Source organism: Micrococcus sp. iso_26 (genome assembly GCF_056172975.1).
Genome location: NZ_CM149652.1, coordinates 1,330,161 through 1,352,416, shown reverse-complemented (window position 1 = coordinate 1,352,416; position 22,256 = coordinate 1,330,161). Strand labels below are relative to the sequence as shown.

Here is a 22,256-nt window from a genome sequence, read left to right as displayed (position 1 = left end):
GGGCTTGTACCTGTCAGGTCTGCAGGGTCGGCATCACCTCCGTGCTCATCACGGTCTCTTGCTCCGTGGTCAGGGGCTCACGGCACCGGGCGAGCAGTTCCAGGCCGAGATACCGGCGGCCTTCGGCCCATTCATCTGTCTGCTCGGCCAGCACGGCCCCGACCAGGCGCACCACGGCATCCCGGTTCGGGAAGATCCCTACCGCGTCCGTGCGTCGCCGGATCTCCCGGTTCAGCCGCTCGGCGGGGTTGTTCGACCAGATCTGGCACCACACGTCCCTCGGGAACGAGGTGAACGCGAGGATGTCCTGTCGAGCGGCGTCTAAGTGGGCGGCCACCGCGGGCAACCTGTCCTGCACGTAGTCCAACAGGCGCTCGAACTGGGCGTGCACGGCCGGCCCGTCGGGCTGGTCATACACGCTGTGCAGCATGGCCTTCACCGCCGGCCACATGCTCTTCGGGGTCACGGCCATCAGATTCGCCGCGTAATGGGTGCGGCAGCGTTGCCACACGGCCCCGGGCAGGTTCGCCGCCACTGCTTCCACGAGGCCGCGATGGGAGTCCGAGGTCACCAGTGCCACCCCGGCCAGCCCCCGGGCCACCAGGTCCGCGAAGAACTCGTTCCACCCCGCCCCGGACTCCGTGGTGGCCACCCTCAGCCCGAGGACCTCGCGGCGCCCGTCCGCGTTGACCCCGGTGGCGACCATGGCCACCGCGTTGACCACACGCCCGCCCTCACGCACCTTCATGGTCAGGGCGTCGGCGGCGAGGAACACGAACGGGCCGGCCTCGCCCAGCGGCCGGTGACGGAAAGCCTCGATGTGCTCGTCCAACTCCTGTGCCATCCGGCTGACCTGGGACTTCGAGAGCGAGTCGATGCCGAGCTGACGTACGAGCTTGTCCATGCGCCGGGTCGAGACCCCGGCCAGGTAGCAGTCCGCGACCACGGTGATCAGTGCGGACTCGGCCCGTTTGCGGCGCTCGAGGAGCCATTCGGGGAAGTACGTGCCGGCCCGGAGTTTGGGGATGGCCACATCGATCGTGCCGGCGCGGGTGTCCAGGGGTCGGTGCCGGTAGCCGTTGCGCTGTGCGGTACGGCTCTGGGAGGCCTGGCCGTACTCGGCGCCGCAGACCGCGTCCGCGTCGGCGGAGAGCAGTGCGTTGATCACGGTCTGCAGCAGGTGGCGCAACAGGTCTGGGGAGGCCTCCCCGAGAGCTTCGCGCAGCAGGCGTTCAGGGTCGACAATGTGTGGAGCGGTCATCGTGGTGATGTCCTTTCGAGAGTGCTGTGGAAGGTTCGCTCGAAGGCTCCCACGGTGACCGCGTCCGTGAAGGGGACGGTGTTGGCGACCGGGGAGGGTTACACCACTATCAGGGACTCAACTCAGCCAGGCCACGAACAGCACCGTCTTGGCCCCGTCGATCGCCGGCCCATCGCCGAAGTCGTACTGCAGCCATGCGCCCGGCTCGGTGATCCAGGGCCGGTGCACCCGGCGCTTCCCGGCCCGCCAGGCGGCCTTCACCTCGGCCACCGCCCGCCGGGTGGAGCGCTCAGAGCCGGTGTAGCCCATTGCGGTGAGCTTGGCGTGCACGACATCGGCGCGGATCCTGCCCGTGGAGGCCTCGACCCATTCCTCGATCTTGGGCAGCCAGACATCGGTGACCTTCGGGCGGCTGGCTCCGGATCCAGGGGTCTGGCCGGCGTCGCGGGCCCGCACCAGCCGGGCCACGGTGTGATGGGAGCAACCGGCCAGCTCGGCGGCGCCCCGCAATGACTTGGTCAGGTCATAGGCACTGAGTATTTTCATGGTTTCTGCGGCATCCTTCATTCAGGGCCTCTTCCTCGCTGGATTCGATTCGACACCGATATCCAACCCGGGGAGGAGGCCCCCGCCGGCTCACGACGCGGCGGGCAACGAGCAACGCGGGCAAACCAGATGGCCAGCACCGGGCAGTTCCCGTGGCCATCACTGGGCAGTCCTCATGGCCGTCAGCGGGTCATTCCCTGGCCACCTATGGGCAGCTTTTCATGGCCGCTTACAGCTGGGCGAGAGGGCGTACTCATCGCAGGCGATCGGCACCCATCTGCGCGCCGGTGGCATCAAGGCCGTCCTCCCCAACCGGCTGACCAGCAGGGCCACCGCAGACGCCGCGGCTCGGCCGGCGGCCGAACCGCGGGCCTGGACTTGGACGCTTACACGGGCCGGAACGTGATCGAGCGCCAGGACGCGCACCTGCAGCAATGGCCGGGCCTGGCGAGCACGTACGACAAGTACGCGATCGTGGACCGGGCTGCCGTGGTCCTGAATGCTGTGCTCGCGTGGTCAACGGCATTGTCGGACACGCCCGAGTGGCGTGTTCGAACGGATCGACGATCCAGGTCAAGTGCTCGAGAAGCTCGGCGAGGCTCAGCACCGGCAGGTATGAGCGTGAGGACCTGGACAGAGAGGATCCCCCGAAATGCACGTCGTGAAGCGGCGTGAGCGATGTAGTGCTCTTCAGTTGGCACTGGTTGATATGGGTCGACGAGGCTTCAGCCCGGTGTGGTGATGCCCTGCGATGACTCTGAAGCCGGCTCTCGGGCGAATCCTCACATCGGGACGCCGAGACCCTGTGGGAGTCCAAGGATGGGACGTCTCGACGCCTGATCTGTCGGCGCTGCAGAGGAGCATGAGGCCTGGGCCTCAAACCAGCTGAAGACCGGTCAAGCAGGTGGGGTCGTCGGGGCGGGTCGAGATGACCTTTTTCGCGGTGCGGCCTTCAGCTGAGACAGTGAGAGTAGCGTCAATTCCACGCGGCAGCCAGACCCCGACGAATCCGTTGTCGTACGTCGTCAGCGTTTCATCGAGGAGGGTCTCCCCGGACGTCGCCTCGACCACGGTGACGTGGACGTCAGTATTGGCGAGTTCGCCGCTGCACGTAGTGAGGCTGTGGAAGTAGCATTCGTGCGTCTGGCTGCGATACGGGGCGATAGAGACGTAGAACTCGTCTTCTGGCATCGGCAGGGTGGTCTGATTGTTCTGATCGTCGGTCAGTACTAGCTGGTCCGGTTCAATCGAAGCGATGAATTCAGACGAGCGATCTGTCACCTTCATTGAGTCGAGGCGCGTGATGATCTCGCGAGCATCCAATCCGTCTAGATCGTGCTCGACCACCAGTGAGTGATCGGATCCTGCATCAGCGGACGGTCCCGCATCAGCACAGCCGCTGAGCAGGAGGACGGCGCTGGTCGCCAGACCGGTCAAGGCCGCGCAGATCCTCAGGCGGCTCCTGGAGGACTGGATCGGAGCAACAATGGCAAGTGGCATGCCCAACTCTTTTCTCAGGTGAACGTGTTCATGTCGTCAGGTTAGACAGAAGGCATCCCGAGTTCGCCGGTGCCAAGGGCGCGACGACGTGCAAAGCACGCCTGCCCGGAGACATCAAGAGCCTTGTCCTGATCTGGGGCCCACCGGTCCGAGGCACCCTGTGTTGACGAAATCGGATGGTGTCAGGAGCGCACGAGGCGATTGGTGGCGTCGGTGGCCTCCTGGATCTTGGCGATGGCCGCGTCTTCATCGCCTTTCTTGGCGGCGTCGAGCACGCAGTGCTTGAGGTGGTCATCGAGCAGACCGGTCGCCACTCCCTGCAGGGCGCGGGTGAGGGCCGAGACCTGGGTGAGGATGTCGATGCAGTACTTTTCGTCGTCGATCATCTTCGTGATGCCGCGGGCTTGGCCTTCGATGCGCTTCATGCGGTTGCGGTAACGGTCCTTGTCACTGATGTAGCCGTGCCGATGGGCTCCGGTGTCGGTACCGGTCTCATCGGCTGCAGTTTCAGTGGTCACGGGTGTGTCCTTCACTTCTGGTGCTCCAGGACGGAGCGGGTGCTGGCAGCTGGGGCGAGGTCGATGCGACGCAGCAGCTGGGCGTTGAGCGCGACGATGACGGTGGAGATCGACATCAGGATCGCACCTACTGACATCGGCATGACGAAGCCGACGGGTGCGAGCACGCCAGCCGCGAGCGGCACAGAGAGCAAGTTGTACCCTGCAGCCCACCACAGGTTTTGCTTCATTTTACGGTAGGCGGCACGGGAGAGCTGGATCACCGAGAGCACGCTACGCGGGTCGGAGCTGGCGAGGATGACACCTGCAGAGGCGATGGCGACGTCGGTGCCGGCCCCGATGGCGATGCCGACGTCGGCCTGGGCCAGGGCAGGGGCGTCGTTGACGCCGTCGCCGACCATGGCGACCTTCTTGCCCTCCTTCTGCAGCTGGTCGACCTTGGCGGATTTGTCCTCGGGGCGGACGCCGGCGAAGACCCGGTCGATGCCGAGCTCTCTTCCCACCTCGTTCGCCACGGCTTCCGCGTCGCCGGTGATCATGACGACCTCGACGCCGAGCTGATGGAGCGCATCGACGGCGTCGCGGGACTCTGGGCGAACCTCGTCGGCGAGCTTGAGACCGCCGATGACCTTGCCGTCGCGGAGGACGTGCAGGATGATCGCACCCTCTGCCCGCCATTCGTCGGCGACACCGATCTCGTCCTGGCCGGTCTCCTCGAGCAGACGGGGTCCGCCGACGCGGATCTCATGGTCGGCCACCGTCGCGGTGACGCCGACCGCCGGGGAGGAGGTGAACCCGCTGGCCGGTTCGACGGCGAGGCCCTTCTCCTTGGCGGCGGTGACGATGGACCGGGCGAGGGGGTGCTCACTGTCGGCCTCGGCGGAGGCGGCCAGGGCGAGAAGCTGTTCGGCATTCAGGCCGCCGGTCGGCTCCACGCCGGTGACGGTGGGCTCGCCCTTGGTCAGGGTGCCGGTCTTGTCGAAGAGCACCGCGTCGACCTGGCGCATGGACTCCAGGGCGAGGCGGTCCTTGATCAGGACGCCGCCGCGGGCGGCGCGCTCGGTGGCGATGGACACGACCAGAGGGATCGCCAGACCCAGCGCATGGGGGCAGGCGATGACGAGGACAGTGATGGTGCGAACGACCGCGTCGTCGGGGAGCCCGAAGAGCGTCCAGACGACGGCGGTGATCAGCGCAGCTCCGAGGGCGAACCAGAACAGCAGGGCCGCAGCCCGGTCGGCGATGCGCTGGGCACGGGAAGATGAGCCCTGCGCCTCGGCGACGAGCCTGTTGATGCCCGCCAGAGCCGTGTCGTCGCCGGTGGCGGTGATCTCTACGCGCAGGCCGGAGTCGGTGGCCACGGTGCCGGCGGTGACGTTCTCGCCCTCGCCGCGGGCGACGGGGTGTGATTCGCCGGTGATCATGGACTCGTCCATGTCGGCGCGGCCGTCGACGATGGTGCCGTCGGCGGGGACGCTGCCGCCAGGCCGGACGATGACGACGTCGCCGACGCGCAGCTCTGCCGGGTCGACCTTGACGACGTCGTCTCCCTCTATACGCTCAGCCTCGTCAGGGAGCAGCGCGGCGAGGGAGTCCAACGCCGAGGTGGTCTGGGCCAGTGAGCGCATCTCGATCCAATGGCCCAGCAGCATGATGACGATCAGCAGCGCCAACTCCCACCAGAACTCGAGCTCGGGGTGGACGAGACCGACAGTGGCGGCCCAGGAGGCGAGGAACGCTACGGTGATGCCGAGCGCGATGAGCAGCATCATCCCCGGCTGGCGGCTTTTCAGCTCGCTGACAGCACCGGTGAGGAACGGGGTGCCGCCCCAGGCGTACATGACGGAGCCGAGGACTGCGGCGACCCAGCCCGCCCAGCTGGGGACCGAGTAGCCCAGGAGCATGGCGAACATGGGGGAGAACGCGACCACCGGGATGGCGATGATCAGATTGATCCAGAACAGCCGCCGGAACTGGCCGACGTGGTCGCCGTGGCCCGCGTGACCACCGCCGTGATGACCGTGCCCGGCGTGGTCACCGTGTTCCATGGTGTGGTCTTCGTTCTCGGCGCGCGAGTCGTCACGGTGGCCGGACTCGGTGGTCGCGACGCCGGCGTGGTCATGGTGATGCGTGGTCGGGTCCGTCATGCTCTTCGCTTCCCCTCGTCATTCCCCGATCTTTCCTTCGATCGGGTCGTATTTCGCCGCGGACCTTCAGCGCGCCCGCGGCGATCGGCTCAGGAGGCCGGCTTGAGCTCGCTCTCGACGACCCACTTGTGGTTGGTCATCGTCATGCCGTCGGACTCGTAATCGACCATGTAGACGGTCTCCTCGGTGGAGGAGGCGATGGTCGCCTTCGCGCCCTTCATGCCTTCCATGTGTTCGGCCTCGAGAGTGACCTCGGTGCCGTCGGCCAGACGTTCATCTCCGGCGTCCTTGATCTCCTGCTGGACGACCCACTTGTGATCCTTGACCGGCTCCCCGCCTGCGGACGGCGTGAAGTCCACCGCATAGGTGTACGTGTCGTACGCGCCGGCGATCATCGCGTTCGCACCGTCCATGCCCTCCATGTGGTCGGCGGTGAGCGTGACCTCGGTGCCGACCGGGTATGTGGGCGACGCAGCCGTCTCGATGCCCTCGGGGGCGGGGCCGCCGTCCATCGGATGCTCCATCCCGCCGCTGTCAGAGCTGCTGCCGTGGCCCTCGTGCTGGCTGGTCGTCGAGGGGGTCCCTTGGTCCTGGTCGCCGCCGGTGCTGCAGCCGGTGAACACGAGCGCTCCTCCGAGCACTCCTGCGGCGACGGTGGTCTTGAGGTGCTTGCGCATGAAGTCTCCTGTTCGTTCTGGTCCAGTCAACGCTATACCCCTCCCGGGTATCAAGTCGATGTCGATCGGCGGGCGTGGAATCGCCCGGCCAAGATCCAGTCGACCCGGGGTGGCAGCGCTGAGGCTGCGATGGAGAACATCGGCTCGGCGGCCCTGGTCGCAGATGGAATCGAGGCCCGAACGGACGGGCTCACCTCGCTCGCCGTCGTGACGGGATCGGCTGCGTCGTCTCGTGAACATCACCGTGGTGAGAAGACGATCCCAGTACCGCCGATCACCCAAGAGAAATTGGTCTTGTACGGTTGCATCGTCGGGCGTCCCATCGAGACAGGGATCCTGAGAGCCGACGGAAGCTGTGCAACTATCGCCAGGCAGAGCGAAGCATGTCTCAGTACGTGCTCCGTCAGATCGCCGCGAAGGCCTGATCCACGGGGCCCGCCCGCGCGGGCCGCCGCCCGCGTCCCGCCCGGGCGCGGACCCGCGGAGTAGGCTGGTCGCACCATGGAACATCTGCCCCCCACGAGCCCCGGCGCCCCGCTGCTGCCGCAGATCGCCCGCCCGGCGGACCTGTCGGCCCTCACGGAGGACCAGTTGACCGCGCTGGCGGCGGAGATCCGCGCCTACCTGATCGCCCACGTCTCCAAGACGGGTGGCCATCTCGGACCGAACCTGGGCGTCGTCGAGCTGACGCTGGCCGTGCACCGCGTGTTCGAGTCGCCGAAGGATGCGGTCATCTTCGACACGGGCCACCAGTCGTACGTGCACAAGCTGCTCACGGGGCGCCAGGACTTCACGACGCTCCGCCAGGAGGGGGGCCTGTCCGGCTACGGCGACCGCACCGAGTCCGAGCACGACGTGGTGGAGTCCTCGCATGCCTCCAGCTCGCTCTCCTGGGCGGACGGCATCGCGCGGGCCTGGGCGCAGACCGGGCAGGGGGACCGCACCGTGGTGGCCGTGATCGGCGACGGCGCGCTCACGGGGGGCATGGCCTGGGAGGCGGTCAACAACATCGCCGCCGGCCGGGATCGGCGCGTGGTGATCGTGGTCAACGACAACGGCCGCTCGTACGCGCCCACGGTGGGCGGCGTCGCCGAGCACCTGGGCGGACTGCGCCGCGGGGTGCTGGACAAGGTGCGCACCCACCACCGCTACGAGCAGACCCTCGACTACCTCAAGCGCCGCCTCCAGGAGGCCGGCCTCGCGGGTGAGCTGGTGTACCGGCCGCTGCACGCGGCGAAGAAGGGCCTCAAGGACCTCTGGGCGCCGCAGGGCCTGTTCGAGGACCTGGGCATGAAGTACATCGGTCCGGTGGACGGTCACGACCTCACCGCCATGGAGGAGGCCCTCGAGGACGCGCGGGCGTACGGCGGGCCCGTGATCGTCCACGCGATGACCGAGAAGGGGCACGGCTACGCGCCGGCGGTCGCGCACGAGGCGGACCAGTTCCACGCGATCGGCGTGATCGACCCCTCCACGGGCGAGCCCATCACCTCGTCGACGGCCCAGTCCTGGACCTCCGTGTTCGGCGAGGAGATGGTCGCGATCGCGGACGAGCGGCCGGACGTCGTGGCCATCACCGCCGCCATGCAGAACCCCGTGGGCCTGGCCCCGATGGCGCTGGCCCACCCGGACCGGGTGTTCGACGTCGGCATCGCCGAGCAGCACGCGGTCACGTCGGCCGCCGGCATGGCCTTCGGCGGCCTGCACCCCGTGGTGGCCGTCTACGCGACCTTCCTCAACCGCGCCTACGACCAGGTGCTCATGGACGTGGGCCTGCACCGTGCGGGCGTGACGTTCGTGCTGGACCGCGCGGGCGTCACCGGGCCGGACGGCCCGAGCCACCACGGCATGTGGGACCTGGCCCTGCTGCAGTCGGTCCCGGGGCTGCGGATCTCCGCGCCCCGCGACGCGGACACGCTCCGGGAGGAGCTGCGCGAGGCCGTCGCCGTCGAGGACGCGCCCACCGTGGTGCGGTTCGCGAAGGGCTCGGTCGGCGAGCCGGTGCGCGCCCTGGAGCGGCTGTCGGACGGCACGGACGTGCTCGCCCGGCGCGGCGAGGCCGGCGGACGCGACGGCGCCGAGCGGGACGTGCTGATCGTGGCGGTGGGCGCGATGGCCGAGCTCGGCCTCGACGTCGCCGAACGGCTCGAGCGGCACGGCATCAGCGCCACGGTGATCGACCCGCGGTGGGTCCTGCCCGTGGCCCGGTCCGTGATCGACACGGCCGCCCGCCACCGGATCGTCGTGTGCCTCGAGGACGGGGTGCGGGCCGGCGGCGTCGGCTCGCGGATCCGGCAGGAGATGCGCGCGGCCGGCGTGGACACCGCCCTGAACGAGGTCGGCCTGCCGGTCGAGTTCCTCGCCCACGGCAGCCGCGAGCAGGTGCTGGCCCGCGTGGGCCTCACCGCGCAGCGCATCACCCAGGACACCGTCGCCCAGGTCCTCGGCGCCAAGGTCCCGTACGCCCGGCCCGTCCCCGAGGACGCGGCCGCCCCCCACCACCAGGAGCAGGCATGAGCATCGTCCGGCTGTACCGTGATCGCGTCGGCGACGACGGCGCCCGGCTCTTCGAGTACCGCGAGGCATGGGCCGACGCGGAGGCCGGGGAGTTCGTGGTCCACCACGGCCGGGTCGGCCAGCCCGGCACCGTCGGGGAGCAGCCCCTGGCCGACCAGGCCGAGGGTGATCAGCTGCTGGCCGCGTTCGTGGCGCAGGGCGCGGAGGAGGGCTTCGCCGAGGCGGACCCCGCGACCTTCGCCGTGCTGCCGGTGGCCTACCGGCTCCGCGGCCGGGAGGCCACGGTGATCGAGCGGCGCACCGTGGAACGGCTGCGCGTCGAGGTGACCCACCAGCTGGCCTGGCGCGGTCTTGGCGAGGTCGAGGACGTCGTCGAGGAGGCCGGTGCCCTCGTGCTGCGCGTCCGGACCCCCCACGCCCGCAAGGCCGCCGCCGAGATCCCGGCGGCCGCCAAGCGCGCCGACGGCGTGCAGCCGAACAAGGTGGACGTCCGCACCGCAGAGCAGGAGGGCTGACCCGTGCGCCACACCCGTCTCGGCCGCTCCGGGCTGACCGTCTCCGTCGTCGGCCTGGGCTGCAACAACCTCGGCCGCCCCGGCACCGCCACGCTGGAGCAGGCCGGCACCGACGCCGTCGTCCACGCCGCGCTCGACGCCGGCATCACCTTCTTCGACGTCGCCGACGTCTACGGCGCCGAGCCCGGCCTGTCCGAGGAGCGGCTCGGCCGCGCCCTGGGCGCCCGCCGCGACGAGGTGGTGATCGGCACCAAGTTCGGCATGGACATGGGCGGTGTCGCCGGCGACGACGGCGGCGCGCGGGGCTCCCGCCGGTACATCGTGCGCGCCGTCGAGGACTCCCTGCGCCGCCTCGGCACCGACTGGATCGACCTCTACCAGTTCCACACCCCGGACCCGGCCACGCCCATCGAGGAGACCCTCCGCGCGCTCGACGACCTCGTGCGCGCCGGCAAGGTCCGCTACGTGGGCCACTCGAACCGGGCCGGGTGGCAGATCGCCCAGGCCGAGTACGTGGCCCGCGAGCTGGGCGTGGAGCGCTTCGTGTCCGCGCAGAACCACTACAACCTGCTGGACCGCCGGGCCGAGCTCGAGGTGGTCCCGGCGGCGGCCGAGTTCGGGCTCGGCGTCCTGCCGTACTTCCCGCTGGCCAACGGGCTGCTCACGGGCAAGTACTCGCAGGGCGACGCCCCCGAGGGCTCGCGCCTGTCCCACGTGCGCCAGCACATGGTGGCCGACGCCGACCTGGAGCAGCTGGCCGCGTTCGGCCGGTTCGCCCGGGAGCGGGGGATCACCGAGGTCCAGGCCGCGATCGGGTGGCTGGCGGCGCAGGGGCCGGTGTCCTCCGTGATCGCCGGCGCCACCCGTGCCGCGCAGGTCGTGGAGAACGCGGCGGCGGCCGACTGGCTCGCCACCGCGGAGGACCTGGCCGAGCTGGACGCCCTGTTCCCGGGCCCGGAGAAGGTCGCGCTCTTCTGATGGCCGGCGCGCTGACCGGCGCGGCCGCCGCGACCCCGCTCGTGCCGACGCCGGGGGAGGCCGCCCTGGGCTGGACCGTGTCCGTCGTGGCCGGTGCGCTGTGGGTGGCCGGCTTCGTCTCGCTGGGCCGCAGCCCCCTGGACGCCCGGGCGCGCCTGCCGTGGGTCGGCCTCATGCTGCTGCTGCCGGTGCTGGGGGCGCTCATCTGGTTCTGGTGGCGGCACCGCTACTACCCGGCGCGGCGGCGCGAGCAGCCGGCGTGGGACCCCAACGACCGCTCCGCCGTCGTGGTGCCCCCGCGCCGGCGCTACGGCGCGCCGGAGGAATGAGCCGGGCTCAGAGCTTGACGACGATGCGGTCGTCGACGACGGCCGCGTCGTAGTCCATGAGGGCCTTGCGGGCCGGGCCGCCGAACGGCTTCCCCGAGGTGACGTCGAAGTGCGAGCCGTGGCAGGGGCAGGCGTAGGCCGGGCCCTCCTGCCGGTCCACGACCTGGAGCAGGCAGCCCTGATGCGTGCACACGTTGGTGAAGGCGGTCACCGTGGTCTCGTCCACGCGATGCATCATCAGCGTCCGACCCTGCACCTGCACCTCCCGGGAGGCGCCCACGGGCAGCTCGGCGGCGGGCAGCGCGTCGACGGCGTCGGAGCCGGTGTAGTGGTCCTGCGCGGTGTCCTTCTCACGCAGCCGGTCCGTGCAGCCGGCCAGCGCGAGTGTGCCGGCACCCGCGGCGGCGACGGCGGCGCCGCGGCCCAGGACGGTGCGGCGGGAGGTGTCCGGGCGGGCGTGGTCGTCGCAGCAGCCGGACCGGGAGGAGTTCGGGGTGAGGGGGGAGTCCTGCGTGGTCATCGACCCATTATCGCCCGTGGCGAGGGCGGATGCGACCGGGCCCGACGGGTGCGAGGATCGGGGGGACGGACCCCCGAGCCCCAGGAGCACCGCCGTGACCCACCCCGCCCCGCGCCCCACCGGCGCCGCCCGTTTCGACCTCACTCCCTTCGAGCGGTGGGAGGCCGTGACCCTCGACGACGTGCACGTCGGCTTCCTGCACCGGGTGCTGGAGGACGGCGTGCTGACCACCCGCATGGGCTTCGCCCCCACGCCCGCCCAGCGCGCCGCCCGCGGTGGACTGCCCGAGCGCTACCTCGCCCAGACGCAGGTCGGCTTCACGCCCGACGGGGACGGCTGGGCATGGACGACCCACGAGGACTCCGCCGGAGCCCAGCGGGTGCGCATCGACCGTGAGCGGGCCGGCATCGACGCCGCGGTGCTGCCCTCGTACGCGGAGTACCTCCTCCTCGCGCGGGTGGCCGCCGAGGGCCCGCTCGCCGTGGACCGGCTCGAGGAGGCCTCGCCCCTGCAGGGCGGGCTGCGCGTGCCCCGCGCCGAGCTGCGCCCGGCGGACGCGGGCGGGTCGGACGTGCGGGTGGCCGTCGTCGCGGACGGCGTGGAGCTGGGGGCGCACCTCGTGCGCGAGGGCGCCGTGGTCGCCTCCGACTGGGGCGGGGGCACCGCCTCGACCCCCGTGGCCGACCAGGCCGCGGCGACCGCCGGGCTCGACGCGCACGTGGTGACGTTCGCCGGGCTGCCGATCGCCTGAGCCGTGGGCCGGGCCGTCGCGGACGGCCCGGCCGGGGCCGGTCAGGCCTGCGCGGCCGGGTGGAAGCGCCGCCCGTTCACCCGCTCGGCGGCCCCGCAGTCGTCCAGGTACGGCGTGATGCCGCCCAGGTGCAGGGGCCAGTTGGCGCCGAGGATCATGCACAGGTCCACGTCCTCGGGGGCCGCGACGACGTGCTCGTCCAGGAGCAGGCCGATCTCCTCGGCCAGCGCGTCCTCGACCCGGCGCAGCAGCTCCTCGGAGGTCTGCGGGGTCGAGCCCTGCTCCAGCAGGGCCGCGGTCGCCTCCGGGATCTGCTCGCCGGTCGCGCCGGCGGCCTCCTCGTCGCGCCGGTCGGGGCGGACGTCCTTGGCCCAGATCGCGGTCTTGCCGGCGTCGATCAGGCGCTGCAGGTTCGCCGAGACCGGGAAGCGCTCCGCGCCGAAGGACGCGGAGAGGGACTCGGACACGTGCTGGGCCACGGGGATGCCGACCATGGCCAGGAGGGTGAACGGCGTCATCGGCAGGGCCAGCGGGTCCAGCGCGTGGTCGGCCTCGTGCGCGTCGGTGCCCTCGTCGAAGGAGTTCTGCACCTCGCCCATCATGCGCAGCAGGACGCGGTTGACCACGAACGCGGTGGCGTCGTGGACGAGCACGCCGGTCTTGCGGAGCCGGCGGGTCAGTTCGAACGCGGTGGCCACGACCTCGTCCGTCGTCGCCTCGGTCCGCACGATCTCCACGAGCGGCATGACCGCCACCGGGTTGAAGAAGTGGAAGCCCACGAGGCGCTCGGGATGCTCGAGGACCTCGGCCATGGCGGCCACGGACAGGCTCGAGGTGTTGGTCATCAGGATGGCGTCCTCACGCACGATGCCCTCGAGCTCGCGGAAGACGGTGCGCTTGACCTCGAGCTCCTCGAAGACGGCCTCGATGACGATGTCGGCGTCCGCGTACACCGCCTTGTCCGTGTCCGCGGTGATCAACCCGGCCAGGGCCTCGCCGTCCTCGGCGGAGAGCCGTCCACGGGAGACCATCTTCTCGACCTGCGCGCGCACGCCCGCCAGGCCGCGCTCGACACGCTCGGCGTCGATGTCCGTCATCACGACGGGCACCCGCAGGTGCCGGGCGAAGACGAGGGCGAGCTGGCCGGCCATCAGGCCCGCACCGACGATGCCGACCTTGCGGACCTCGCGGGCGAGCTCGCGGCCCGGGTCGCCGGCGGGGCGCTTGGCGCGGCCCTGGACGAGGCCGAGGAACGCGTACACGGTGCGCCGGAACTCGGGGGAGTGCAGCAGCGTCCCGAGGGCGTCCGCCTCGGCCTGGGCGGACTCGGCGCGGGTGCGCGTGCGGGCGCCGGTGAACAGGTCCTCCAGGTGACGGCGCGCCGGCAGGTGGCGTCCGGGGCGAGCGGCCTGCAGCCGCTCCAGCGCCGCCAGGGCGCGGTCCCAGGCGGCGTCGGACACGTCGCGGTCGCGGTGGGCGGCCAGTTCGGCCGCCACGGACTCGTCCCCGGCGACCAGGGCGGCGGCGAGCTCGAGGCCCGCGTCGAGGAGGTCCCCCTCCACGATCCGGTCCATCAGGCCGAGCCCGTGCGCCGCGCGGGCGTCGAGCATGCGGTTGTCGTCGAGGGGGTTCTTCAGCACGACGTCGACGGCGGCCTCCGGGCCGATCAGATGGGGCACGCGCCACACGCCGGACCAGCCGGGGATCAGGCCGAGCCGGACCTCGGGCAGGCCGAAGCCCTTCGCATCGGCGGCCACCACGCGGTGTCCGGCGGCCAGGGCCAGCTCGAGGCCGCCGCCGAGGGCGAGGCCGTTCACGAGCGCGACCGTGGGGATCTCGAGGGCCGCGAGCCGGTCGTAGACGGCGTGGCCGAGCAGGGCCAGGTCGCGGCCGACGTCGTCGGTGAGGCCCGCGATCAGGGACAGGTCCGCCCCGGCCGCGAAGGTCCCCTCCACACCGGTCACGGCCAGGGCCTGGATCTCGCCCGCGGCGGCCCGGGCGGCCTGCTCGTCGAGCACCCGGCCGAGGCCGAGGAGCGTGGCCGGGCCCAGGGTCGCGGGCCGGCGGGGTCCCTGCCCGTTGTCCAGCGTGAGCAGCGCGAGCGTGCCCGCACCCTCGGGCAGGGCGTGGTCGGTCACGGTGACGGTGGTGACGACCTCATCCGGGGCCAGGGCGGGCAGGTGGTCGAAGGAAGCAAGAGAAACGGATGTCATGCGGGTCACACTACCGGCGAGTAGCCTCCGCGTCGACGCGACGCGACGGACCGATCCGGCCGGCCGCGTCGGGGGCTCAGGCGCCGGCGGGATCGGGGTCGAGGAGCGCGACCGTGACGATCGCGCCGACGTTCTCCACCTGCCACGGGCGCGCGCCCCGCTCCGTCAGGAACGCGTCGACGGTCTCGGGGGTGATCGGGGCGGGCGGGGTCCAGCAGATCCGCCGAAGGGTGTCCGGGGTGAGGAGGTTCTCGGTGGGCATCCCCAGCTGCTCGGCCCGTCGGGCGACGCGGGCCTTGGCCGTGCGCAGGCGGCGGTCCGCCACCGGGTCCCGGTCCTTCCAGGCCCGGGGTGGGGGCGGGCCGTCCCCGGTGCGGATCTGCGCCGCGGGGGCGTCGCCCCGCTCGGCGTCCTCGACGCCGGCCCGGATCGCGGCGATCCAGCGCGGGGCCTCGCGGCTCGCGGCGCGGCCGTGGAAGCCGGAGGTCTGGCGCAGGGCGGGGACGGTGCGCGGCTGGGCGGCCGCGGCGGCGACGATCGACCGGTCCGGGATGAGCCGGCCGGGGGCGACGTCGCGGTGGCGGGCGAGGTCCTCGCGGGCCTCCCACAGGCGCTTGAGGACCGCGCGCTGCACGGGGCGGCGCAGCGTCTGGGAGCCCGAGGTGCCGCGCCAGGGGTCCTTCTTCGGCGTGGGCGGCGGGGCCGTGCGCACGTGCTCGAACTCCTGCTCGGCCCACGCGAGCTTGCCGTCGGCCTCGAGGCGCGCGATCAGGGCCTCGCGCAGCGGGACGAGCAGCTCGACGTCGAGCGCCGCGTAGGTGAGCATCGCCTCGGGCAGCGGACGCACCGACCAGTCGGCGGCCGAATGCTCCTTGGCGAGGGTGACCCCCAGCAGCTCCTCCAGGACCGCGGCCAGGCCGACGTGCGGCAGGCCGGACACCCGGGCCGCGAGCTCGGTGTCGAACAGCCGATCGGGGCGCAGCCCCTGCTCGGCCAGGCAGGGCAGGTCCTGGCTGGCCGCGTGCAGGATCCACTCGACGCCCGCGAGGGCCTCCTGCAGCGGGGCCAGCCCGTCGAGGGCTTCGGGATCGACGAGCCAGATGCCGGCGCCCTCGCGCTTGAGCTGGACGAGCATAGCCCGCTGGCCGTACCGGATCCCGGAGGCGCGCTCCGCGTCGATGGCGACGGGCCCGGTCCCCGCGGCGAGCGCCGCGGCGCAGGCCTCCAGGCCCGCGCGGGTGTCGGTGAGCCGGGGGACTCCACCGGCCGGTGTGGCGATCAGCCGCGGGGGCGCGTCCGGGGCGGCCGTCTCGGGGGCGTCGGTCATGCTGCTCCTGTTCGGGGAGGTCGGGGCGGGGACGGGCCGGGGCCCGGTGTGTCGGAGGCGCGGGCGCGCGGTCAGGGGCCGGCCGTGTGGACGTCCGCGGCGTGCTCGGGCGGCAGACCGGCGAACGCGCAGATCATGTCCGACCACGCCTCGAGATGCGAGCCGAGGTCCCGCGGGGCCGGGGTCCACGAGGCGCGCAGCTCGATGTCGGTGGTGTCCGGGGCCGCACTGAGCGTCCCGAAGCCCTCCGCGATGCTGCGCGTCGCGGTGCCGCCGGCGTGGGAGTGCTCGGCGTGGCGGCGCTCGAGCGCCTCCACGAGCCACGTCCACGCGACGGCGCCGGCCAGCTGGTCCAGTGCGACGTCCGGTTCCAGGCTCGCACGGATCCATGTCACCGCCCGGAAGCCTCCCGGCCACCGGGCGTCCGGGGCCGGGTCGTGCAGGAGGACGAACCGCCCCGTGGCCAGCACGCCGCCGGTCGCGCCCGGCCCGTCGCACACGTCGGCGGCGAGGGCGACGGCGAAGGGCGCCTGCCCCTCGGGTGCCGGGATCTCCCGCAGCCGCACCTCGGTCCGTGGCCGCGCATCGCGCAGGTCCGCCAGGGCACGCCGGAACACCCCCGGCGGCACGGGCGCCTCGACCGCCCCGGGGGCGGCGGAGAGGCGACGGGGCCCGATCACGCTCATGCCCGTCAGCCTAGGCTGCGGGGCCCAGCGGGCCGCGGGGGCGCGCCGTGGACGCCACGGCGCTCCCGCACCGGATCAGCGCGCCCCGTCCGGGGCCGCCGCGTCGTCGGCGGGGGCCAGGCGCAGCGAGATCGAGTTGATGCAGTAGCGCAGGTCCGTGGGGGTGTCATAGCCCTCGCCCGCGAAGACGTGACCCATGTGGGAGCCGCACGCCGCGCACCGCACCTCGATCCGCTCCATGCCCAGGGTGGTGTCCTTCAGGTACTCCACCCGGTCCTCCGCGAGCGGTGCGAAGAACGAGGGCCAGCCGCAGTGCGCGTCGAACTTCTCGTCCGAGCGGAACAGCTCGGATCCGCACGCCCGGCACGCGTACACGCCCTTCACGTGCGAGTCCCAGTACTCGCCCGTGAAGGGCCGTTCCGTGCCGGCCCGGCGCAGCACCTGGAACTCCTCGGGCGTGAGCCGTCGGGCCCACTCCTCGTCCGTCAGGCGGGCGCCGCCCGGGGCGGCCAGGGTCTGCTCGGGAGCGGGGACGTCCCGCGCGGGGTCGGGGGTGGGGCCGTCATGGGGGGTGTGGGGAGTCTCGGTCATGCCCGGTGCAACGGTCCGGAGCGCCGTCGTGTTCCCGACCGGCGTCGCATTGGCGGGCGCGCCCGCCCGTGGAGGACAATGGCGCGCATGGCCGCACGACCCCGCCGTCCCCGTCCCCACCCCGCCGACCTGCCGCCCGCCCTGGCCGCCGCCGTCACCGTGGCAGCCCGGCGGGCCGGGGGTCGCGACTCCCGCGTCCGCCGAGCGGGCCGCCTGGTCCGCCGCGGAGTCACCGGATCGGTGCGCGGCGGCGTGGCCGTGGCCTCCCCGGTGGCCCGCTGGGCCCCGCCCGTGCTCAGCGTCGCCGCGGCCTCCGCCTTCGTGCTGGCCGGGGCGAGCTCGGCGCTCGCAGGCGTGTTCGCCCGCACCGTGGTGACCCCCGTGCGCCGCCACGCCGAGTCCACGCCGATCCTCGCCGTCGTCGACACGCCCGCCGGGCAGGACGTGATCCTGCAGGCCGACGAGTACACCACCGTGCCCGGCCAGTACTCCCTCACGTTCGACGACGGCGCCGGATGCGCCCGCATCGGGGAGATCACCTCCTTCGACCCCCGGGACGGCACGGTGCAGCGCGCGGTCGAGGAGGTCTTCTCCGGCGATCTGACGACGGCGACCCGGGGCCGGTTCACCGGCTTCGTCTACCCGACCCCCGCCGACGCCGGGCTCGACGCCGAGGACGTGCAGGTGCCGGTGCCCGGCGGCCACGCCCGCGCATGGCGCATCGAGCCGGACCCCAGCGAGGACGGCGAACCCCGTCCCGCGGAGGGGCTGTGGGCGGTGATGGTCCACGGCCGCGGTGCGCGCCGCAACGAGGGCATCCGCGCCGTGCCGACCGCCCGCCGCCTGGGCATGACGTCGCTGCTGATCTCCTACCGCAACGACGGCGACGCCCCGGACGCCGCCGACGCCCGCTACGGGCTCGGCACCACCGAATGGGAGGACGTCGAGGCGGCCATCCGCTACGCCCTCGACCACGGCGCCCGGGACGTCGTCCTCTTCGGCTGGTCCATGGGCGGGGCCGTGGTGCTGCAGACCGTGGACCGCTCCCCGCTGGCCCCGCACGTGCGCGGCGTGGTCCTGACGGGCCCCGTCATCGACTGGGTGGACGTGCTGCGCCACCAGGCCCGGCTCAACCGGATCCCCGAAGCCGTGGGCCTGCTCGGCCAGTGGCTGCTGGCCAACCGGGCCGGCCGGTTCATCACGGGCCTGGCCGCCCCCGTGGACCTCAAGGCCCTGGACTGGGTGACCCGCGCCGACCACGTGCGTGTGCCCACGCTGATCCTGCACTCCGAGGACGACGAGTACGTGCCCGTCGGCCCCTCGCAGGACCTGGCCGAGCGCAACCCGGACCTCGTGCGGTTCGTCCGCTTCCACCAGGCCCGCCACACCCGCGAGCAGAACGTGGACCCGCGCAAGTGGGACACCACCGTGCGCGGCTGGCTGCGCGCCGTGCTCAGCGCCCCCCGCCCCGGCGGCCGGGGGCGCTGACCGCGCTCAGGCCGCGGCGTCCGCCAGCCCCCGACGGCGCAGCAGCGGCTCGAGCTCGGCGTCCCGGCCACGGAACGCGCGGTAGGACTCCAGCAGGTCACGCGTATCGCCCCGCGAGAGCAGCTCGTCCGCGAACCGGCGGCCGTTCTCCCGCGTCATCCCGCCGTGCTCGCGGAACCACTCCACGGCGTCCGCGTCCAGCACCTCGGCCCACACGTAGGAGTAGTACCCGGCCGCGTAGCCGCCGCCGAAGATGTGCTTGAAGTAGCCGGTGCCGTAGCGCGGAGGCACCAGGTCCGGGTCGATGCCCGCCTCGGTCAGCACCCGGCGCTCGAACGCGGCCGGGTCGGCCGTGGCGGCGTCCACCGTCTCCTCCGTCAGCGAGTGCCAGGCCCAGTCCACGAGCGCCGCGCCCAAATACTCGACCGTGCGGTGCCCCTCGCCCCACAGGTCCGCCGCCTCGAGCCGCTCCAGCGTCCCCGCCGGCAGCGGCTCGCCCGACTCCACGTGCCGCGCGTACGCGGCCAGCAGGGACGGCTCGCGCAGCCACACCTCGTTGACCTGCGACGGGAACTCGACGACGTCGCGCGGCACGTTCGTCCCGGTGAGCGAGGCGTACTCGCCCCGGGCCAGCAGCCCGTGCAGGGCGTGGCCGAACTCGTGGAACAGCGTCGTGGCCTCATCCAGCGTCAGCAGGGCCGGACGCCCCGCCGTCGGGGCCGGCACATTCATCGTGGTGAACACCACCGGGCGCTCGCCCAGGGCGTCCGCCATGTCCCGCACCGTGTGCATCCAGGCACCGCCCGACTTGGTCGGCCGCGCGAACAGGTCCGCGACGAACAGACCCACCCCGGCACCGTCCTCACCCGTCACCTCGAACACCCGGATCCCGGGGCGGTACAGGTGCCGCGCCAGCTCCGGGCGCTCGGCGAACGTGAGCCCGTACAGCGCCGTCGCCGCCGCGAACACGCCCTCGGTCAGCACCCGGTCCAGCTCGAAGTACGGGCGCAGGGCGTCCGCGTCCACCGCGAACTCCTCCCGCGCGTACGCCGCGGACAGCGCCGGCCAGTCCCATGGGGCCACCTCGGCGTCCGTCCGGCCCGCGTGCGCCGCCGCCGTCGCCGCGTCCGCCCGCGCGTTGGCCATCGCCCGCGGCGCCATCGCGGCCAGCAGCTCCTCCACGGCCGCCGTCGACGGCGCCGCCCGGTCCTTCAGCGCCTGCTCGGCCCAGCTCTGCGCCCCCAGCAGCCGCGCCTTGCGCAGCCGCAGCCGCACCATCGCCATCGCCGTCGTCAGCGTCTCGTGCTCCCCGGACCCGCCCCGGCCCGTCGACGCCTCGAACACCTCGCGCCGCATCCCCTCGTCCTGCAGGGACGCCAGCCACGGCTGCGACGTGAACAGGGACAGCGTCAGCAGCCACGGGCCCGCCGCCGCGTCCCCGTCCCCGTGCCCCGCCTCGGCGGCCGCCCCCGCCGCCGCGGCCAGGTCGTCCTCGCTCAGACCGGCCAGGCGCTCGCGGTCCGTGACGAGCACGGCGCGGGCGGCGGTGTCCGCGACGAGGCGGCGCGTGTAGGCGGCCGAGAGGGACGCCAGCTCCGTGTTGATCCCGCGCAGCTCCTCGCGCGCGGCCTCGTCCAGGTCCGCCCCCGCCAGGGAGAGGCGCAGGCGCAGCGTCTCCAGCAGGCGGGCGTCCTCGCCCGTGAGGCCGCCGTCGTCGATCGAAGCGGCGCGCGCCGCCAGCCGCGGGTCCAGCAGGATCGCGTCCTCGTGGGCCGCGAGCTCGGGGGAGAGCTCCTCGGCCAGGGCCTGCCGCGCATCCGTGCCGTCCGAGCCGACGAGCGTGAAGAACATCGCGGCGGAGCGGCGCAGCAGCTGGCCGGACAGCTCGAGCGCACGGACGGTGTTCTCGAAGGTCGGCGCCGTGGCCGCCCCGAGGATCTGGTCGACCTCGGCGCGCTGGGCCGCCATCCCCGCGCGCACGGCCTCGGCCAGCTGCGCGTCGGAGACGGCGGAGAAGTCGGGCAGCCCGTAGGGCAGGTCGGAGGGGGTCGCCAGCGGGTGGTCGGCGGGCAGGACGGAGGGCGCGGAGGTGTGGGTCATGGGCGCGAGTGTAGTCAGCCGTGATCCGCGCCACCCCACCGGGCGTCGCTAGACTGGGCGGTCGAGCCAGCAGACGAGATCCAGACCTGAGGAGGCGTGATGGCAGGACATTCCAAGTGGGCGACCACCAAGCACAAGAAGGCCGTCATCGACGCGCGGCGCGCCAAGGCGTTCGCGAAGTACATCAAGAACATCGAGGTCGCGGCACGTGCCGGCGGACCCGACGTCGCCGGCAACCCCGCCCTCGACCTGGCCGTGTCCAAGGCCAAGAAGGCCTCGGTGCCCAACGACAACATCGACCGCGCCGTCAAGCGCGGCGCCGGCCTCACCGGCGAGGTCATCGACTACGCCGAGATCATGTACGAGGTCCGCGGCCCCCAGGGCTCGGCGCTGCTGGTCGAGTGCCTGACCGACAACAAGAACCGCGCCGCCGCGGACGTGCGCGCGGCCGTCACCCGCAACGGCGGCACCATGGCCGACTCCGGCTCCGTCTCCTTCCTCTTCGAGCGCAAGGGCCTCGTGCGCCTGCCCGCCGAGGGCAACACCGAGGACGGCCTGCTCGAGGCCGTGCTCGAGGGCGGCGCCGACGCCGAGGAGGTCGTCGTCTCCGGCGACTCCTTCGAGATCCTCTCGGACCCCTCCGACCTGCAGTCCGTGGCCAAGGCCCTCGACGAGGCGGGCGTGGAGTACGAGTCCGACGAGCTCGAGTTCGTCCCCACCATGAAGGTGGACCTGGACGCGTCGGGCGCCCGCACCTTCCTCAAGCTGGCCGATGCCCTCGAGGACCTCGACGACGTCCAGAACGTCTTCTCGAACGTGGACATCGCCCCCGAGGTCCTCGCCGAGCTCGACGAGGACTGATCGCGCTGAGCGCGCGCCGGCCCGCCGACGTCGTCCGGATCCTCGGGGTGGACCCGGGGCTCACCCGCTGCGGGATCGCCGTGGTGGACGTGGACGCGCGACGGCGGGCCGCGCTCGTCCACGTCGAGGTCACGGGCACCCCGCCCACCGCCCCCCTGGACCAGCGCCTCCTGCGCATCGACGAGGCCGTCTCCGCGGTCCTCGCCGCGCACCGGCCCGATCGCGCCGCCGTCGAGCGCATGTTCGCGAACACGAACACGCCGACCGTGCTGGGCACGGCCCAGGCCGCGGGCGTGGCGATCGCCGCGGCCGCGCGCGCCGGCGTCCCCGTGGGCCTGCACACCCCCTCCGAGGTCAAGGCCGCCGTCACCGGACACGGCGATGCGGGCAAGGAGCAGGTCACCACGATGGTCACCCGGATCCTCCGCCTCGACGCCCCGCCGCGCCCGGCCGACGCGGCCGACGCCCTCGCCTTGGCCATCGCCCACGGCTGGCGCGGCACCGCCCTCGGCGCGGCCGCCGGCCAGACCGGCCTCGACACCGCGGACCTCGCCTCCCGGGCGGGGCGCTCGCAGTTCGCCGCCAAGGCGCCCGCGCGCGCCCGCCCGCGGGGCCAGCTCACCGCCGCGCAGCGGGCCTGGCTCGACGCCGAGCGCTCGGCGGGCGGCGGGCGACGCCGGTAGGCCGCTGCCGGGCCGGCGTTCGATGATATGTTCGAATCCGCGCCGACC

The 22,256-nt window shown here is 72.7% G+C and carries 19 protein-coding genes and 2 pseudogenes; 9 read left to right on the top strand and 12 right to left on the bottom strand.

The genetic code is table 11. The features are described 5' to 3' along the window. Positions 1-13: 13 nt before the first annotated feature. Together AC0VX0_RS06225 and AC0VX0_RS06220 are read right to left on the bottom strand one after the other, a co-directional pair. The gene (locus tag AC0VX0_RS06225) at positions 14-1,261 is read right to left on the bottom strand and encodes an IS256 family transposase (RefSeq protein WP_020397262.1); all 1,248 of its coding nucleotides are present in this window, start codon (positions 1,259-1,261) and stop codon (positions 14-16) included. 120 nt (positions 1,262-1,381) lie between these two features. Continuing rightward, positions 1,382-1,828: pseudogene (locus AC0VX0_RS06220) on the bottom strand (IS21 family transposase); the annotation flags it as partial. 214 nt (positions 1,829-2,042) lie between these two features. Here AC0VX0_RS06220 and AC0VX0_RS06215 point away from each other — a divergent pair. After that, positions 2,043-2,347, top strand: a pseudogene (locus AC0VX0_RS06215) (IS5/IS1182 family transposase); the annotation flags it as partial. Between the two features lie 336 nt (positions 2,348-2,683). Here the strand turns inward: AC0VX0_RS06215 and AC0VX0_RS06210 are convergent. The 4 genes from AC0VX0_RS06210 to AC0VX0_RS06195 all read right to left on the bottom strand — a co-directional run bounded on the left by AC0VX0_RS06210 (position 2,684) and on the right by AC0VX0_RS06195 (position 6,649). Continuing rightward, positions 2,684-3,307 (bottom strand): CueP family metal-binding protein, encoded by a 624-nt coding sequence (locus tag AC0VX0_RS06210; protein WP_083325263.1) that lies wholly within the window; start codon positions 3,305-3,307, stop codon positions 2,684-2,686. A gap of 182 nt (positions 3,308-3,489) precedes the next feature. Further along, a complete protein-coding gene (locus AC0VX0_RS06205) occupies positions 3,490-3,825 on the bottom strand; it encodes a metal-sensitive transcriptional regulator (RefSeq protein WP_305791313.1) in 336 nt (111 codons plus the stop codon). 11 nt (positions 3,826-3,836) lie between these two features. Then, a complete protein-coding gene (locus AC0VX0_RS06200) occupies positions 3,837-5,972 on the bottom strand; it encodes a heavy metal translocating P-type ATPase (RefSeq protein ID WP_070708609.1) in 2,136 nt (711 codons plus the stop codon). An 89-nt stretch (positions 5,973-6,061) separates the two neighbouring features. Further along, positions 6,062-6,649, bottom strand: a complete 588-nt coding sequence (locus AC0VX0_RS06195; protein ID WP_020627858.1) for a YdhK family protein — start codon at positions 6,647-6,649, stop codon at positions 6,062-6,064. A 501-nt stretch (positions 6,650-7,150) separates the two neighbouring features. Here AC0VX0_RS06195 and dxs point away from each other — a divergent pair. Genes dxs through AC0VX0_RS06175 form a run of 4 tightly spaced genes read left to right on the top strand, consistent with a single transcriptional unit; the run spans position 7,151 to position 10,988 of the window. Further along, on the top strand, positions 7,151-9,166 hold the full coding sequence (gene dxs, locus AC0VX0_RS06190) for a 1-deoxy-D-xylulose-5-phosphate synthase (RefSeq protein WP_020627857.1): 2,016 nt from the start codon (positions 7,151-7,153) through the stop codon (positions 9,164-9,166). Then, a complete protein-coding gene (locus AC0VX0_RS06185) occupies positions 9,163-9,681 on the top strand; it encodes a hypothetical protein (protein ID WP_044659996.1) in 519 nt (172 codons plus the stop codon). Before dxs ends, AC0VX0_RS06185 begins: the two co-directional genes overlap by 4 nt. 3 nt (positions 9,682-9,684) lie before the next feature. Continuing rightward, positions 9,685-10,659 carry an aldo/keto reductase gene (locus tag AC0VX0_RS06180; RefSeq protein ID WP_036317666.1) on the top strand — a complete coding sequence of 325 codons (975 nt, stop codon included), beginning with the start codon at positions 9,685-9,687 and terminating at the stop codon, positions 10,657-10,659. Beyond that, a complete protein-coding gene (locus AC0VX0_RS06175; protein ID WP_020627854.1) occupies positions 10,659-10,988 on the top strand; it encodes a PLD nuclease N-terminal domain-containing protein in 330 nt (109 codons plus the stop codon). The genes AC0VX0_RS06180 and AC0VX0_RS06175 overlap by 1 nt, the downstream gene beginning before the upstream one ends. 7 nt (positions 10,989-10,995) lie before the next feature. Here the strand turns inward: AC0VX0_RS06175 and AC0VX0_RS06170 are convergent, their stop codons facing one another. Continuing rightward, a complete protein-coding gene (locus AC0VX0_RS06170; protein ID WP_020627853.1) occupies positions 10,996-11,508 on the bottom strand; it encodes a Rieske (2Fe-2S) protein in 513 nt (170 codons plus the stop codon). A gap of 94 nt (positions 11,509-11,602) precedes the next feature. On the opposite strand from AC0VX0_RS06170, the gene AC0VX0_RS06165 reads away from it, so the two are divergent. After that, positions 11,603-12,259, top strand: coding sequence for a hypothetical protein (locus AC0VX0_RS06165; RefSeq protein WP_036382836.1), 657 nt, complete (start codon positions 11,603-11,605; stop codon positions 12,257-12,259). A gap of 41 nt (positions 12,260-12,300) precedes the next feature. Here AC0VX0_RS06165 and AC0VX0_RS06160 read toward each other — a convergent pair whose 3' ends face one another. The 4 genes from AC0VX0_RS06160 to msrB form a co-directional block, all read right to left on the bottom strand. Next, positions 12,301-14,472 carry a 3-hydroxyacyl-CoA dehydrogenase NAD-binding domain-containing protein gene (locus tag AC0VX0_RS06160; protein ID WP_061873140.1) on the bottom strand — a complete coding sequence of 724 codons (2,172 nt, stop codon included), beginning with the start codon at positions 14,470-14,472 and terminating at the stop codon, positions 12,301-12,303. 76 nt (positions 14,473-14,548) lie between these two features. Further along, complete coding sequence (locus AC0VX0_RS06155; RefSeq protein WP_102708637.1) at positions 14,549-15,799, bottom strand: ribonuclease D; 1,251 nt, start codon at positions 15,797-15,799, stop codon at positions 14,549-14,551. Positions 15,800-15,870: 71 nt separating this feature from the next. Then, positions 15,871-16,485 carry a DUF3000 domain-containing protein gene (locus AC0VX0_RS06150; protein WP_020627849.1) on the bottom strand — a complete coding sequence of 205 codons (615 nt, stop codon included), beginning with the start codon at positions 16,483-16,485 and terminating at the stop codon, positions 15,871-15,873. 75 nt (positions 16,486-16,560) lie between these two features. After that, positions 16,561-17,076 (bottom strand): peptide-methionine (R)-S-oxide reductase MsrB, encoded by a 516-nt coding sequence (msrB, locus tag AC0VX0_RS06145; protein ID WP_020627848.1) that lies wholly within the window; start codon positions 17,074-17,076, stop codon positions 16,561-16,563. Positions 17,077-17,163: 87 nt separating this feature from the next. Here msrB and AC0VX0_RS06140 point away from each other — a divergent pair, with 87 nt between their 5' ends. Continuing rightward, positions 17,164-18,564, top strand: coding sequence for an alpha/beta hydrolase family protein (locus AC0VX0_RS06140; protein ID WP_020627847.1), 1,401 nt, complete (start codon positions 17,164-17,166; stop codon positions 18,562-18,564). Positions 18,565-18,570: 6 nt separating this feature from the next. Here AC0VX0_RS06140 and AC0VX0_RS06135 read toward each other — a convergent pair whose 3' ends face one another. After that, positions 18,571-20,664, bottom strand: a complete 2,094-nt coding sequence (locus tag AC0VX0_RS06135) for a M3 family metallopeptidase (RefSeq protein ID WP_136939970.1) — start codon at positions 20,662-20,664, stop codon at positions 18,571-18,573. Between the two features lie 99 nt (positions 20,665-20,763). Between AC0VX0_RS06135 and AC0VX0_RS06130 the strand changes: the two genes are divergently transcribed. Continuing rightward, positions 20,764-21,525: a YebC/PmpR family DNA-binding transcriptional regulator gene (locus AC0VX0_RS06130; protein WP_036317934.1), complete on the top strand. Its 762-nt coding sequence runs from the start codon at positions 20,764-20,766 to the stop codon at positions 21,523-21,525. 47 nt (positions 21,526-21,572) lie between these two features. Continuing rightward, on the top strand, positions 21,573-22,208 hold the full coding sequence (gene ruvC, locus AC0VX0_RS06125) for a crossover junction endodeoxyribonuclease RuvC (protein ID WP_036317938.1): 636 nt from the start codon (positions 21,573-21,575) through the stop codon (positions 22,206-22,208). Positions 22,209-22,256: the final 48 nt, after the last annotated feature.

What these genes read in the sequence shown, in the direction of transcription:
- AC0VX0_RS06225 (WP_020397262.1), bottom strand. Translation starts at nt 1,261, where the DNA reads ATGACCGCTCCACACATTGTCGACCCTGAACGCCTGCTGCGCGAAGCT.
- AC0VX0_RS06210 (WP_083325263.1), bottom strand. Translation starts at nt 3,307, where the DNA reads ATGCCACTTGCCATTGTTGCTCCGATCCAGTCCTCCAGGAGCCGCCTG.
- AC0VX0_RS06200 (WP_070708609.1), bottom strand. Translation starts at nt 5,972, where the DNA reads ATGACGGACCCGACCACGCATCACCATGACCACGCCGGCGTCGCGACC.
- AC0VX0_RS06195 (WP_020627858.1), bottom strand. Translation starts at nt 6,649, where the DNA reads ATGCGCAAGCACCTCAAGACCACCGTCGCCGCAGGAGTGCTCGGAGGA.
- dxs (WP_020627857.1), top strand. Translation starts at nt 7,151, where the DNA reads ATGGAACATCTGCCCCCCACGAGCCCCGGCGCCCCGCTGCTGCCGCAG.
- AC0VX0_RS06185 (WP_044659996.1), top strand. Translation starts at nt 9,163, where the DNA reads ATGAGCATCGTCCGGCTGTACCGTGATCGCGTCGGCGACGACGGCGCC.
- AC0VX0_RS06175 (WP_020627854.1), top strand. Translation starts at nt 10,659, where the DNA reads ATGGCCGGCGCGCTGACCGGCGCGGCCGCCGCGACCCCGCTCGTGCCG.
- AC0VX0_RS06170 (WP_020627853.1), bottom strand. Translation starts at nt 11,508, where the DNA reads ATGACCACGCAGGACTCCCCCCTCACCCCGAACTCCTCCCGGTCCGGC.
- AC0VX0_RS06160 (WP_061873140.1), bottom strand. Translation starts at nt 14,472, where the DNA reads ATGACATCCGTTTCTCTTGCTTCCTTCGACCACCTGCCCGCCCTGGCC.
- AC0VX0_RS06155 (WP_102708637.1), bottom strand. Translation starts at nt 15,799, where the DNA reads ATGACCGACGCCCCCGAGACGGCCGCCCCGGACGCGCCCCCGCGGCTG.
- AC0VX0_RS06150 (WP_020627849.1), bottom strand. Translation starts at nt 16,485, where the DNA reads ATGAGCGTGATCGGGCCCCGTCGCCTCTCCGCCGCCCCCGGGGCGGTC.
- msrB (WP_020627848.1), bottom strand. Translation starts at nt 17,076, where the DNA reads ATGACCGAGACTCCCCACACCCCCCATGACGGCCCCACCCCCGACCCC.
- AC0VX0_RS06140 (WP_020627847.1), top strand. Translation starts at nt 17,164, where the DNA reads ATGGCCGCACGACCCCGCCGTCCCCGTCCCCACCCCGCCGACCTGCCG.
- AC0VX0_RS06135 (WP_136939970.1), bottom strand. Translation starts at nt 20,664, where the DNA reads ATGACCCACACCTCCGCGCCCTCCGTCCTGCCCGCCGACCACCCGCTG.
- AC0VX0_RS06130 (WP_036317934.1), top strand. Translation starts at nt 20,764, where the DNA reads ATGGCAGGACATTCCAAGTGGGCGACCACCAAGCACAAGAAGGCCGTC.